Origin of the sequence: Thalassotalea sp. G20_0 (assembly GCF_017744175.1) — a bacterium.
GTDB lineage: Bacteria > Pseudomonadota > Gammaproteobacteria > Pseudomonadales > Endozoicomonadaceae > Endozoicomonas.
In genome coordinates, this window is sequence record NZ_JAGHQV010000010.1 from 1 (window position 1) to 15022 (window position 15022).

Sequence of the window (15022 nt, forward strand, 5' to 3'; positions counted from 1 at the left end):
ATAGGTTTTGTTCGTAGTAAGATGCGATCGCTACAAAAGACGCCTGAATTGGTGAAAGGTTTTTTCAGGTTGCATGACACCAGCTATGCTTGCAGGCAGTGTTACCTATAACAGTCATAAATTAGTACATTGTATTTATTTGAAGTTATGAAGAAGCTAAATCCTTCCGCAGTGCGACCCAAGCATCAAATATAACCTCTACGTGGACAGGATCAAAATTTTTCCAAATCTTAACATAAGGACTATGTTCTTCTCCAATTGATTCTAATATTCTTTTTTGAACCTTAATGGCGTCGTTCTCATGTTCAACGTTGATTTTTAACGAGGATTTACCTGCCGCAGCGCTTTTAATATTGAAATCCTCATTCGGTTTAAAATTATTTTTTATTAAAGTACTCACATCAAAAGTTTTAAGAGGGTTGGCAGATAAAAGATTTGAAAACTCATCTGTTGTAGAGGCGGTAAGGCCAGTAGATAGATGTTTTGAAGAATTATCTATTGCAGAGGCTGGTAACTTCTCATTTTCTGCTGGTGAAGGCGTTTTTACGGGACTTTGTTCCCCGGAAACACTGGGCTGCTGGGAGGCTGGTTCTGCTTTTTCCAGTACCGTTTGAGAAGCTACAGAGGCTGAAGGGGCTTCAATACTGGTTTTCAGGTATTTTTGTAACTGCATATTGTCTTGTGGTAAAAATCCAGTTTCATAATCGTTGATATCTGATAATTCGATTTCATTAGCAGGCAGAGGTAAAATTGTATAATATGGCAACAAAACTTGAGTGGCTAACCCTTGGCATTCGGAACATTTATTATCAGGTCTATTATCTTTGTCATTAGATACATAATCATCTTCGTCATCAGATAAGCCATCTGTCTTAAAATATGTCTGATTATAAGAGTTACAGTTTTCAGCGTCTGTGACCATGGGTGGACCATCATGGACCAAAAATTGGCCATCTTTAATGACCAGCTCAAGCAACCGATTACCCTCCCCGTCCACAATGGCAATGTAGCCAGGACAGTTAAAATCAAAACAAATTGGGTCTGTAAATAATGACCTACTTAAATCTACTGCTGCAGTGGCAATTGAACCACGGGCACCCTTTTCATTAATGGATGCCTTGATCTTCTGAACTATGTGCAGTTGATCATCCGACTGTGTACCTAACTTTGATAAATCCTTTGCTTCTATGGAGGTCCCTAATACCTGATTAATTTTATCCAGTAACTCAGTATTACAACTGTTCGTTATCTCAATTTTGGGTAGTTTTAGCTCAACCTCCATTTCAAAATGTTTTAGCTTGTCAATCAGATGATTAATCGTTTCAGAATTCAGGTTGTTAATTGCTGTCGCACTGCTTTTGCGTGGTTTTATCGCCACCAATTTAAGATCTTCTCCATTTGCAGATCGGAATTCTTTGGCAATGGCCGCAAAGTTTTCGTCAGTAGCCACGTTAAGAACTTCAGTTTTACACATCATCATGACGTTATTAATAAAAGTTCCATCTGCACACTGAAATTGACCCTTTTCCGTGTCATCTTCAGAAAATCTTTCATCCCAGTCAATCTGGAATTCAATCACACTGCCTAAAGCCGCTTTAACTTTGTGCCGCTGAGATTCAGTAAGATGACCAAAAACCGTGTCAATTACTCCTTCGGTCTTATCATGAACAAAAGAATCTATGGTGTCGGCAAGGCTCTTGCCATTGTTATTATTGTCCAGCTTTTTGGTTTTATAATATTTAGACAGTGACTGTTCATACTGCTCATTATCGTAGCAATAGGTAGACCCAATAAAGTTAGTGAAACGGATTGACTGATCAGAGTCAGGATTGTTAGATTGTTTTACGGCACATTTACCGAGTTCTGTATGAATCTTATCTTTCAGGTCTTGAGTTAAGGAATCCGGGGAGATGCCAAGAGCCGATGCCACGATGGTGTCGTCTGTCATACTCAACAGAGCCATGCCCAGAGGCTGAAGCAGGCTGACAAGAGAGAGTGCCTTACTTTTATTGCCTTTAATGTCCAGGAGTTCAAGGGATAATTTATCCACCATTGTTTTAACAATATCAGAGGCCGATAAAGTGGCCGGGGATGCTGTGTCTGGCAGGTTTGTTCTCTGGAATAACGCTGGTATCTCTGGGGCAAAACGTATGTCATCCATAGTATTCTCTCCAATGCTTGATAAAAATTATTTAGCGAGCACAAACTCGCTGCCTCCATGCTTTGTGGCAAGGGATTGTCTTGTTAATCAGCCGCAAGTGACGGAAAACTGTAATGATTTACAGTATTGATCTGATAAATGGATATTCAGCGTTGCCGACCTGAATATTATTAAGACATTTTGTGTGGATAATAGTTCCCTGGACGGTCATAATCTTTGGTCTATTCTCGGTCCCCAGATCCCTGCGCCAGCACCACATGCACAAGCTGAGCATACCAATCGCAAATTTCATGCAGGGTGAATTGTTGGCTGATATCTGCAAGGGGATTGTGTGAGGCTTTGTTAAAAAAATCCAGAGATAATTAATCTCCGGATTGTGCATTGAAATTAAATTCAGAAGTTAAGTTCTCAAACAGTGTTTTGCAAGCTACAGATGAAACCACGACTTTAACAGGCTTTTCGTTCTGCCAAATTTTAACAGATTCTTCATATTTTTCTCCAATGGATTGTAATATTTCTTGTTTAATCTTAATGGCGTCGTTCAAAGAATTAACCACGATACCCAGGGCTATTTCCCTGGCTGCCATGGCACCTTTAATATCAAGCTTCCCGGTCGGGTTAAATACATGTTGTATTAAAGTACTGACATCAATAGCTTTATGAGGGGCAGCAGATAATTCCTCTAATGTAGAGGCAATAGTGGCTTCAATACTGCTTTTTCCGTCTTTTTGTAACTGCTCATTTTTGGCTGGTGAAAATTCAGATTTTGGAAAATCTTTATTGATTCTACTGGCTTGTGGATGTGTCTCGGTAGAATTCACCCTAACATTTTGAACAAGTTCGTCTTTCCTGAATGATGACCGGTTATTGAAATACTCTTCATCATCTGAAAAATCATCATCATCCGACAGATAACTATCTTCCTGATCCTGGGGGGGCATGATCACAGGCGAACCATCAGGCACCAAAAAGCTGTCATCCTTAATGACCATCTCAAGCAACCGATTACCTTTGCTGCCTACAATGGCTATATAGCTGGGGCAGTCAACATTAAAGGTGTTTTCGCCCCCCCTTGAAGCCGCTGTTGCAGCAGTGGCAATTGTGCTGTCAGCACCCTGTTCGTCAACGGATACTGTGATTTTCTGTACCATCCGCAGATTATAAGTGGGTGATGGGTTTAACCTGGACAAATCCCGAGCTGTTATGGATGTTCCCAGGGCATCTGTAATTTTTTCCAGTAGTTCAGTATCACTACCTTGCTTTACTTCTATTTTGGGAAGATCCAGCGTAATCTCCGCTTTACTTTCATCCAATTTGCTAATCAGATGGTTAATGGTTTCAGAATCAAGTTTGTTAATCGCTGTCGCACTGGTCCTGTTCGGTGTTATCGCGACCAATTTAAGATCTTCCCCATTTTCCGATCGGAAATCTTTGGCAATGGCAGTAAACACTTTATTGCCAGCAAAGTGTAAATTTTCTTTTATACGCATCTTCCTGACGTTTTTCATAGTTCCATCTGCGCACAGAAAACGGCACGAAGCCTTACTATTCAGGGGAAAAGCCTCCATCCAGACACCCCGGATTTCCATTACATTACCTAATACCAATGAAATCTGGTTCCGCTCAAATTCAGTAAGATCATCAAACAACTGCTTAATTTTTCCTTTGGTTTTCTCTTTAACAAAAGTATCTGCGGCGTCCGCTACGTTCTCTTTATCAATTTCCAACGTTTGGGTTTGATAACATTCAGACAGTATCCGGTCAAGATACTGATCCGTGGTAACAGAGGCTGTACCAACAAAGTTAGCGGCAGAGATGATCTTGCCAGTTTCATCATAAGGTCGGTCTTTGCTGAATTCACCAAGCTTTTGATGGATTTCCATCTCCAGCTCTTCAGTTAACGAGCCCGGGGGGATGTTCAGGAGCAATTCCTTCTTGGCGTTATCTTTCATACAGGCCAGAACCATGCCCAGAACCGGTGCCAGGCTGGCAGAAGACACTACCCTGCTTTTTTTGTCGGTAATACTCAGGATCGCAAACGATACGGTATCCATAAGTTTTTCAACAATATCAGAGGCCGATAAATAGCTCCGGGAGGATGTGTCCGGGGGAGTTAATGACTCTAATGACACTGATGGTGTTTGGCCTGAAGATATCGGTCCCATAGTATTCCCTCCATTTGATAATATTTAATTAGTGAGAAAACTCGCTGCTTCCATGCTTTCTATCTACTGATGATTGATATTATCCGGTCACGTATTGCCATCCGCTGTTCCTCTGTTATTAATGCCGCCCGTTCCCATTGTGGCGGTATCTCTGCCCGAATTTCTGCCAGAAGCTGTTGGGCTTCGGTTTGTTTGTGGGATATGCCCTCAAGCCACTGCAACCAACGCAGATCAAGGGTCGCTTCATGCAAATCAAGAAAACGGCGATGAATATCCAGAACTTCCGGACACCGGCTGGCAGATGGGTAGATATACATAACATCTCCCTCCCGACCATCGATGGGATCAAATGGGTCGGCAGTAGGCATACGGCCATGCCATTGTAAATAGCCCTCAGCACCGGATCGCCAGAGATACAGGCCAGCCGCTAACCGGGGTTTGGGCATGTTGTATAGCCAGACCGTGCTGTTTTCCTGCCAATCATCAATATTTTCTTCGGTCACTTCGGTGCCGTGGTTGATCAGGAGAAGGTCTGTTTCTTCGGCAAGTTCAGCCTGATGGTCATGGTTCAAATGGCCAGCAGTTTTAAATGGTTGGGCGTTGTCGTTTAGCAGGCTGGCGGTGTTCTTTATTTGCGAAAAGTGATCCCTGGCTGGCTCGTCAAAAATTGACCAGTAAATTTCAGGGAGGTTCTGGTTCTTTGATAACTGTTGCAGCTGTTTTAAGTCCGCTATTGCCTCTGTTTCGCCTTTCTGACTTAACAGGCGTTTCAACGGTGCGTAAGCCAGAATCTTGCCGTTGAAGCCAAAGCGCACTAATTGCTGCAGTTGCTTAATAAACGTCTGTCGTCCGGTCTCGGTGCCGGGTGTTGCCAATGCAGGGGCAACAGTGCTGAAACCGTGGGAAGCCAGCAGGGAAAGATCGCAGGAAGTGGTATTGGCACTCTGTCCTGCCAGAGCCTTGAACCACTGATAGTAGGGTGGCGGTTCCAGGTAGAGGCCTACAGGGGTTTCCAGTTCTGGCAGCACGGTCGGAAGTACCCGTATTTTATAATGCAGCAACCGCAGTTCACCACCGCTGAACAGCTGAATCATACCAGCGTAATCGCCAGGGAGTGCTTCAGTGGGAACTTCCACCTGAACATAGAGGCGTCTGGGCTTTTTGCTGGATAGGCGAAGGCTTGCCATATCGGCACGGAGATAGCTGTCATCCAGTATCAGTGACGTGGCATTGGGCGTCGGTCTTTCATAGCGCCAGTGCCCATAGCGGGTGATAACCTTTAAGGGTTCTCCATCCGACGATTTCGGTGGGGAAACCACAACGGCGGGTGCAACGTCATCCATCGGGCTTGCTATTTCAAAGGCCAGGTTAAGCAGGCTGTTTCGGGCTGCCAGATAAAAAGCGTCATCATCCTTTACCTGCTGGCTGATATCTTCCAATGACAGTGAATCTGGAGGGGTGTATGGCTCAGTGGTTACAGACCATTGATTCAGCAGGCGTTCCTGTCGTTTTTTCTGGGTAGCCTGGGCAAAGGTACCTTTAACAGGTTCCAGAACCAGAGCCGCCAGGTATCTGGCGTCATAGTCACCGGTCAGATCGATAGTCAACATCCCATTGATGACACCAATGTTTTTGCTGATAAAGTGACTTCGGCGTTCACCAACCAACGCCCACAAGTCCCCATCGATACCGCCTTCTTTTTTCCTGCCAGCCAGATAAACATCATTGATCCACTGCTCCCTGGTAAACTTCTCATCAACGATGGTGGTGCCATTGGCAATGATTTGCCGGTTAAGAAAGTGGGGCAGGTATTCCCATTCTCCCTGGTCCTGTGTCCACAGGCTGAGTTTCCATAATCCATCAGACCAGGGGATCTGCAGGCTGGAAACCCCGGCAATACCATCCCGAATCAGTGCATCACCGGAAGTGCGGACCCGTTCGGTGGTTTTGCCTTTCAGGTATGAGCTGTTTTTGCCAATGGATTCAAAGCCGGGGAAAGCCGCACTGTCGCCTGACCCAAAATCCAGTGCCAGAGTGTTTTCGGGCAGACTGGCGGCAGAGCTGATATGGATTTTTTCCAGCTCGATGCCCGCCCACATATCGGCACTGAACACAAACAGTTTGGTGTATGGCTGTGTAAAGGGTTGTCCGCCGGATGTTTTCAGCCCTGAGAGGGGCAGTACCACTGCAAACGGACCGGGTGAGAGCGTGAACTCCTGGTTGACCCTGGACCGGTAATCTGCGGAGCTTTCATTATCAATACGCACAATCAGGATTTGCTGTTTGTCTGAGCCATTATTGCCGCTGATGATCAGCTCAGATCCATTCTTAAAGTCGGACTGCTGGAAGGTGTGGATAAAGGGTGGTGATTCCGCTTCACTCAGCAGCAGGTTTTCATCACTTGACGAAGAGAAAGGGCTGCTGAGGCTTAAAATACAGGCAGCTGATACAGCCCATTGTCTGGTCGTTCTGCCAGTTAACCTTGCTTTTGGCCATATTAACTTTCGAAGCATGTACTTAATGGCCTGTTCCATGATCCTTTCAGCTGCCTCACAGTTGTTTGGGGGTAGCCTTAATATCGACGGAAAGGAGACAGTTTAAAGAATCTGAAATGGAGGAGAGACACTGGCGTTGATCCAGAGAACAGCGCCAGTGGTCAGATTGGCAGGGTCAGGCCAGGGCACCCAGAAAATTCTTCAGGGTAATAATAATGATCACCAGAACCATCAGGGAAAAATCCAGCCCACCAAGGGGTGGGATCACTTTGCGTATACGGCTGGTGAGTGGCTCGGTAATCTGGAACAGCAGCATCAGCCCCGGGTTATAGCTGTTCGGTGCTACCCAGCTGGCAATGGCGATAATGATCAGACTGAACATATAAATATTCAGAAACTCGATGCCCAGTTTAATCAGGCTGCTGATCAGGACACTGGGGAAAGGAATGGTCGCCAGAGAGAAACCACCTATCAACAGCAGTACATAGAGCAGTGCGATCTGAAGTATCAGCGCCAGAACCAGAGAGGCCATGTCCACACCGCCATAACCGGGAATTATCTTGCGGATGGGATTGAGCAGTGGCGATGTGGCTTTCACGATAGCTTGAGAAATCGGGTTATAGAAGTCGGCTCGAACCAGCTGAAGCAGGAAGCGAATCAACACAGCCATGATATACAAACCACCCAGGGTCTGGATCAGGAAGCTGAGACTCGAAGAAAGTGCAGACATAGAGTGTATTGGTTACCCTTTGGTCAAAATAATTTAATAATCTGTATGCATATTACAGCTTTCCATCGCCCGTCAACAGAATCAGTCTTTCAGCGTTTCTGCCAGTTCTATCGACCGGTTGACGGCAGCATTCATTGCCTGTGCCACCAGCTCAGGCAACCCCTGTTCCTGAAACGTCTTTATGGCCTGTTCCGTGGTTCCGTTGGGAGAGGTAATGCGACGACGAAGCTCGGCGACATCAACATCACTTTCCGTTGCCATCCTGGCAGCCCCCAGGGCCGTTTGCAGGGTCAGCTGTCTTGAGGTTTCTGCATCAAGGCCAAGGCGAACACCGACCTGTTCCATAATTTCCATCAGCAGGAAATAGTAGGCCGGGCCACTGCCAGAAACGGCTATTACCGCATCAATTAAGGACTCATGGTCGACCCACCTGGTAATACCTATGGCATTAAAAATATCATCGGTCAGCGCTTTTTGGGCAGTACTGACGTTTTTGTTGGCAAACAAACCGCTGGCACCGCATTGCAGTGCAGAAGGTGTGTTCGGCATGCTGCGTACGATCGAAAGGTGCTCGCCTCCCCAGTTCTGCAAACTTTCCATGGTAATGCCGGCAGCGACGGAGATAACCAGGGCATCCGGTTTTATGGACGGGCTTAAGTCGGTCAGAACCGCTTTCATCACCTGTGGCTTCACACAAAGCATAATGATGTCAGCCTGGCTGACGGCCTGGTGATTATCCACGGTGGTCGCAATATTAAATTTTTCACGGATATCGGACAATGTTTCTGCCGTTCTGGCGGAAGCAATCAACTGGTAGGTTGGCCAGCCATTATTGATCAGGCCACCGATAATACTGCTGGCCATATTGCCAGCACCGATAAAAGCAATGGTTGATTTATTCATGCGTTGCTGTCCCTTTGAGGCGCTTGCAGAGAAGGGCTGAGCAGAGGTTCTGGAGCCAAACAGTGCAGTACCAATACGAACCATGGTTGAACCTTCCTGAATCGCTGCCTCAAGATCATCCGTCATGCCCATGGACAGGGTATCCATCGTCAGTGAAAACTCGGTATTCAGGGTATGTAACGCATTGGTCAGTGCCCGGAAAGGCTCGCGCTGTCGGTCAGGGTCGGTTTCCGGGGCGGGAATAGCCATCAGGCCACGCAGCTTCAGGTGGGGTAAGCGGGCAATGGAGGGTACCAGCGCTGGCAGCTCATGCAGGCTGATCCCGGATTTTGACGCTTCGCCGCTGATATTCACTTGCAGGCAGATATTTAACGGAGGGAGTTCCCGGGGACGCTGATCATTCAGCCTTTGCGCGATTTTCAACCGGTCAACACTGTGAACCCAGTCAAAGTGGCTGCTGATATCCCGGGTTTTGTTGGACTGGATTGGACCGATGAAATGCCAGTGGATATCCGCAAGATCACTGAGCTCATCCATTTTGCCCAAGGCTTCCTGAAGGTAGTTTTCGCCAAAATGCTTTTGACCCAGATGCCATGCTTCACGCACCATAGAGGCAGGTTTGGTTTTGCTGACTGCCAGCAGTTGCACTTGCCCGTTGCGATTACAGGCTTGCTCAGCTTGATGAATTCGGTCATAAACCCGCTGAAATCGGTTTTGTAATAAGGTCATCAGGTTGTACATTACCGGGTAAATAATAAATTGGCAGGGAGATTGTTCTGGAATAGCGCTATTCCCAGATAATCTCATAGTTTACCTGCTTCCTGGTGTAAGGGGGATAATAAATGGATATTACAGAGCTATTGGCGTTCAGCTATAAACAGGGGGCTTCGGATCTGCATCTGTCGGCAGGACTTCCGCCAATTATTCGAATCGACGGTGATGTTCGCCGTATCAATCTGCCGCCCATGGAGCAGAAGGAAGTTCATGGTTTGATCTATGACATCATGAACGACAAACAGCGTAAAGATCTGGAAGAGCACCTGGAAGCGGACTTCTCGTTTGAAGTGCCGGGCGTTGCGCGTTTCCGTGTCAATGCTTTCAACCAAAACAGGGGGGCGGGGGCGGTGTTCCGGGCTATCCCCAGTAAAGTACTGACCATGGATGACCTGGGCATGGGACAGGTATTTAAAACCATTGCGGATAAACCCCGGGGGTTAGTGCTGGTGACTGGCCCTACCGGCTCTGGCAAGAGCACCACGCTGGCGGCCATGATGGATTACATTAATGACACCAAATATCAGCATATCCTGACCATTGAAGACCCCATAGAATTTATCCACACCCCGAAAAAGTGTCTGGTTAACCAGCGGGAAGTGCATCGGGATACTCATAGCTTCAGCAATGCACTGCGCTCTGCGTTGCGTGAAGATCCCGATATTATTCTGGTTGGTGAGATGCGTGACCTGGAAACCATCCGGCTGGCGATGACCGCTGCAGAAACCGGTCACCTGGTGTTCGGTACGTTGCACACCACCTCGGCGGCAAAAACCATTGACCGTATCGTCGATGTATTTCCGGCGGAAGAGAAGTCCATGGTGCGTTCAATGCTCTCGGAATCCCTCCAGGCTGTGATCTCGCAAACACTTTTGAAGAAAAACGGTGGAGGCCGGGTAGCCGCCCATGAGATTATGCTTGGCACTGCAGGTATTCGAAACCTGATTCGGGAAGATAAGGTTGCCCAGATGTACTCAGCCATTCAGACCGGCGGTGGGCTTGGCATGCAAACACTGGATCAGTGTCTGACGAACCTGATGAAAAAGGGACTGATCTCTCGTGATGTGGCTCGTGAAAAGGCCAAGGACCGTGACGCATTTTAGGTGTCGCACTCAGGGTAGACATTAAGGATTGATGGTAAATTTGCACCCTGCCTTCTTTCAGCACTTGATGAGGGGGGCTGGCGGTTGGTTGATAGGTGTTGCATGTCTTGCATTGGAACCACAAAGGCACAAAGAGCACGAAGAAGAGCTTTTCCTTTGTGTCCTTTGTGGTTCAAACACAGAACAGTAGCCAAATAAATGGATATTGAAAAATTATTAAAACTGGTCGCCGTAAAAAAAGCATCGGATCTGTTTATCACTGCCGGCTATCCTCCCAGTGTCAAGCTGGACGGACGTTTGATACCTGTCAACAAGACCCCGCTGACGGCCACAGAAGCAAAAGATATGGTGCTTGGGGTAATGGATGAGAAGCAGCGCCTGGAGTTTGAATTAAAGCAGGAGTGTAACTTTGCCATTGCCAAAATGGGGGTTGGCCGGTTCCGGGTCAGTGCTTTTCAGCAGAGAAATCAGTCAGGTATGGTTTTGCGGCGAATTGAAGAGAAAATACCCGGTTTCGAAGAGTTGAAACTTCCACCTATCCTGAAAGACCTGACCATGGTCAAACGAGGGCTGGTTATTCTGGTGGGCGCTACCGGCACGGGGAAGTCGACGACCCTGGCGGCGATGCTTGGCTATCGTAATGAAAACGACACAGGTCATATCATCAGCATTGAAGACCCCATTGAATTTATCCATCAACACAGAAGGTGCATTGTAACCCAGCGGGAAGTGGGGATTGATACCAAGTCTTATGAAGTGGCGCTGAAAAATACCCTGCGTCAGGCTCCTGATGTCATTATGATTGGTGAAATTCGCAGTCAGGATACCATGCAATATGCCCTGAACTTCGCGGAAACCGGCCATCTATGCCTGGCAACGCTGCATGCCAATAATGCCAACCAGGCATTGGATCGCATTCTTCACTTTTTCCCCCCGGAACATCATCACCAGGTCTGGATGGATCTTTCCCTGAATCTGAAGGGCATTGTCGCCCAGCAGCTGGTTCCTTCTCTGGATGGCACAGGGCGGCTTCCAGCCATAGAAGTGTTACTGAATACCCCCCTGGCCCAGGATATGATTCGCAAAGGGGATGCTCACGCACTGAAAGAGTTAATGAAAAAATCCCGGGAGCTGGGCATGCAGACTTTCGATCAGGCATTATTTGATCTCTACAACCGTGGCGAGGTCAGCTATGAAGACGCCATCCGGTATGCTGATTCTGCAAACGACTTGCGTCTGATGATTAAGCTGGGTTCAGAAGTGGATGAGAGTTATCTTACCCAGCGTTCTGGTAAATTGACCTTGCAGATGGAAGAAGCCTAAAAACCAATGGCGCTGACTTAAGCTTTAAAGCCCCGCAAACATGGGAATTGATACAGGTTGAGAGATTTGAATTGGAACCACAAAGCACACAGAGAGCACTAAGAAGAGCTTTTCTTTTCCTTTGTGCTCTTTGTGTGCTTTGTGGTTCAAATCGCAGGGTGTCTTAAAGCCTACGTATGGCAAGGCTTTCACTCTTAAGTCAGTGCCATTGGCCTAAAAACGCCGGCTCTTGATCCCGAGAACCTTGCCCATGCCTTCTTTACACAGGGCAAGTTCCAGGGAGCTGCGAATCACCTGCGCATTGTCGTGCTTCATTAAATCCGACAATATCATTTTCGCACGATCCATACCGATGCGTCTTAACACCCATTTGACTTTTAACAGATTCACGGCACTCATCGACAGCATATCGAAGCCCATGGCCATTAACAGTACCGCTGCAGCAGGGTCACCCGCCATTTCACCGCAGATGCTGACGGTCTTTCCTTCCTGATGGGCATCGTCCGCAACTTTCTGTAAGGCATGCAGTACGGCGGGGTGAAAGGAGTGATAAAGGTCAGATACCCGGGGGTTGTTGCGGTCTACGGCCAGCAGGTATTGAACAAGGTCATTCGACCCGATGGAAAGAAAGTCGACACGTTGTGCAAGGTCCTTGACCATATAAACGGCAGCGGGCACTTCCACCATCACACCCACCGGTGGCATGGATACTGGCAGGCCTTCAGCAAGCACTTCCGCATGGGCCCGGTGAATCAGGTGTTGCGCTTCCTCGACTTCAAAAATACTGGATACCATCGGCAACATAATCCGGAGATTATCCAGCCCCACGCTGGCTTTCAACATGGCCCGGACCTGCACCAGAAAGATTTCCGGATGATCCAGTGTTACCCGAATCCCCCGCCAGCCAAGGAAAGGGTTATCTTCCTTGATGGGGAAATAACTCAGCGACTTATCCCCGCCAATATCCAGGGTTCTCATGGTCACGGGTCGTGGCGCAAAAGCTTCAAGCTGGTGTCGGTAAATCTTTTCCTGTTCGGATTCACTGGGAAAACGATCCCGAACCATAAAAGGTACTTCAGTCCGATACAGACCAACACCTTCAGCTCCTCTGTCCAGTGAGCGGATGGTATCGGTCATCAGTCCGGTGTTGACCCAGAGTGGAATACGGTAATTATCCGGGGTCTCACAGGGCAGATCTCTGATGGCTTCCAACCCCTTACTGAACTGATTTTCCTCTTCCAGTACTTCGATGTAATAATCCAGCAACTCCTGGGCCGGAGAGGAGTAGATCAGGCCAAGATTACCATCCACAATCAGTTTTTTTCCGGACAGCTTATGGAAAGGCAGATCAACCACCCCCATGACGGTAGGCACACCTAAAGCACGGGCAAGAATAGCCACATGGGAGTTACTGGAACCTTGCTTGGAAACCAGACCCGCCAGTGACTCCTGTGGAACCTCGCCCAGCATAACCGGAGAAAGCTCCTCGCTGATCAGAATGGTATTCGCAGGGTATTCAACCCTCGCATGCTCTCCCTGCTGGAGATGAGAAAGTACTCTGCGCCCCAGGTCCCTGACGTCGGCAGCCCGTTCACGGAGATAATGATCGTCCATCATTTCGAAATTGCGGATATGCTCTTCGATCACCTGTCTCAAGGCACCCTGTGCCCAGGATCCGCCCCGAATCCGCTCTCTTATCTCCTGACCAAGGGCCCGGTCATCCAGCATTCTCAGATAAACATCAAAGAGTGCATGTTCCTCGGCAGGTAAACGGTCAGACAATCGTTCAGCGGTGTCTTTCATTTCTTTTCGCACCGCAGCCAGGGCATCGTCAAGCAAGGCGAGTTCCAGATCTATATCCTTGCAGGTTCGCTCAGGTACCGCACCAAGATCAGCCGGAGGCGTAATCACCACCGCCTCGCCGATGGCTACCCCTGTGGCACCGGCACTCCCCTGAAAGCGCGCAATTCGTTTTTTGCGGGTGGGCGTGGAGACATTATTGATTGAACCGGTTGCCTGGGCATGGGCAATAACCCCTGCCAATTGGGCCGACATGGTGACCAGAAACGCTTCTTCATGTTCATCAAAACGCCGCTGCTCAACCTGCTGAACCACCAGCACACCCAGCGTATTACGGTGATGGATAATGGGGACACCGAGAAAAGAGGTGAATCGCTCTTCTCCGGTTTCGCGGATATAGTGAAATTTCGGGTGAGAAGCAGCATCTTCGAGGTTTATGGGCTCTTCCCGCAGCCCCACCTGTCCAACAAGGCCTTCAGAATGAAAGAGAGTCACCTGTCCGACTGCGGAAGGGTTCAAACCCTCTGAAGCCATCAGAGTATAAGAGGTGCTCTCAGAATCGTATAGATAGACCGAGCACACCTCGGTGTTCATGGCACCACGAACCCGCTGCACAATAATCTGCAGTGCCACTTGTAGATCAGAGGCAGAACTGACTTCCTGTACGATATTGCGCAGGGTGTTTAGCATGTCTATGACGTATCCGGTCTGATAATACTTGCTGCAACTACTTTAACAGTACAATAGCAATCCATGGCAAATTATATTGCCTGTTAACATCTTTCCTGTTATTGCAGCCCACAGGTTTAAATACATATCCATTGGGCCCGGGAGGCAGTCCGAGAATAATGCCCATAGCGAGGTTGGCAGAAAGTTGAGTATATAAAGCCAGAATTTTTTGATGAATAGTGCTTCTATTTGCTAAAAAATTCCGACTTTTTAGACCAATTTACTGCCGCCGCAGTAGGGCAGTTTATTCCACGTCAGCCTCCTGACAACCTGTCACCCCCCTTTGGACTGTAACTTCCCAATTCTGGGTACCAACTCTTTCAGCGCCCGCCTGTAGACTTCCCGTTTAAAAGAAACCACCTGACCAAGAGGGTACCAGTAACTCACCCAGCGCCAGCCATCAAATTCCGGAGACCTCGTGTGGTCAACCCGAATACGGTCATCATTGCTCAGCAGCTTCAGCAAAAACCATTTCTGCTTCTGTCCGATGCACAGCGGTTGCTGATCCCGGCGGACGAGTCGTCTCGGTAGACGATAACGTAACCACCCCCGGGTGCAGCCAAGGATTTCTACATCTTCAGGATGAAGACCTATCTCCTCAAACAGCTCTCTGTACATGGCATCTTCCGGCGTCTCCCCATCATTGATACCACCCTGGGGAAATTGCCAGGCATCCTGCCTGATCCGCCGAGCCCACAATAACTGACCGTGATGATTCGCCAGGATAATGCCTACATTTGGCCTGAATCCATCGATGTCAATCACGTATATGGCTACCTTAGAGCCACCATCCTATGGTACGAATACCCCCCCCACTTCCAGGAACATAATCATAACCC

The 15022-nt window shown here is 47.9% G+C and carries 9 protein-coding genes; 2 read left to right on the forward strand and 7 right to left on the reverse strand.

The window, feature by feature from the left end; genetic code table 11:
- Positions 1-145: 145 nt before the first annotated feature.
- The 5 genes from J7438_RS08045 to J7438_RS28215 form a co-directional block, all read right to left on the reverse strand.
- On the reverse strand, positions 146-2161 hold the full coding sequence (locus J7438_RS08045) for a serpin family protein (protein ID WP_209276148.1): 2016 nt from the start codon (positions 2159-2161) through the stop codon (positions 146-148).
- A 362-nt stretch (positions 2162-2523) separates the two neighbouring features.
- Positions 2524-4326 carry a serpin family protein gene (locus J7438_RS08050; protein WP_209276149.1) on the reverse strand — a complete coding sequence of 601 codons (1803 nt, stop codon included), beginning with the start codon at positions 4324-4326 and terminating at the stop codon, positions 2524-2526.
- A gap of 59 nt (positions 4327-4385) precedes the next feature.
- Positions 4386-6860 (reverse strand): glycoside hydrolase domain-containing protein, encoded by a 2475-nt coding sequence (locus tag J7438_RS08055; RefSeq protein ID WP_209276150.1) that lies wholly within the window; start codon positions 6858-6860, stop codon positions 4386-4388.
- Between the two features lie 136 nt (positions 6861-6996).
- The gene (locus tag J7438_RS08060; RefSeq protein ID WP_101744744.1) at positions 6997-7551 is read right to left on the reverse strand and encodes a YggT family protein; all 555 of its coding nucleotides are present in this window, start codon (positions 7549-7551) and stop codon (positions 6997-6999) included.
- 81 nt (positions 7552-7632) lie between these two features.
- Positions 7633-9261, reverse strand: a complete 1629-nt coding sequence (locus tag J7438_RS28215; protein WP_353620106.1) for a YggS family pyridoxal phosphate-dependent enzyme — start codon at positions 9259-9261, stop codon at positions 7633-7635.
- A gap of 35 nt (positions 9262-9296) precedes the next feature.
- Between J7438_RS28215 and J7438_RS08075 the strand changes: the two genes are divergently transcribed.
- Complete coding sequence (locus tag J7438_RS08075) at positions 9297-10331, forward strand: type IV pilus twitching motility protein PilT (protein ID WP_209200609.1); 1035 nt, start codon at positions 9297-9299, stop codon at positions 10329-10331.
- Between the two features lie 198 nt (positions 10332-10529).
- Positions 10530-11654 (forward strand): PilT/PilU family type 4a pilus ATPase, encoded by a 1125-nt coding sequence (locus J7438_RS08080; RefSeq protein WP_209276151.1) that lies wholly within the window; start codon positions 10530-10532, stop codon positions 11652-11654.
- A 213-nt stretch (positions 11655-11867) separates the two neighbouring features.
- On the opposite strand, the gene ptsP is transcribed toward J7438_RS08080, so the two are convergent.
- Together ptsP and rppH are read right to left on the reverse strand one after the other, a co-directional pair.
- Positions 11868-14144 (reverse strand): phosphoenolpyruvate--protein phosphotransferase, encoded by a 2277-nt coding sequence (gene ptsP, locus J7438_RS08085; protein ID WP_209276152.1) that lies wholly within the window; start codon positions 14142-14144, stop codon positions 11868-11870.
- Positions 14145-14456: 312 nt separating this feature from the next.
- A complete protein-coding gene (rppH, locus tag J7438_RS08090; RefSeq protein WP_209200612.1) occupies positions 14457-14948 on the reverse strand; it encodes an RNA pyrophosphohydrolase in 492 nt (163 codons plus the stop codon).
- Positions 14949-15022 lie beyond the last annotated feature (74 nt).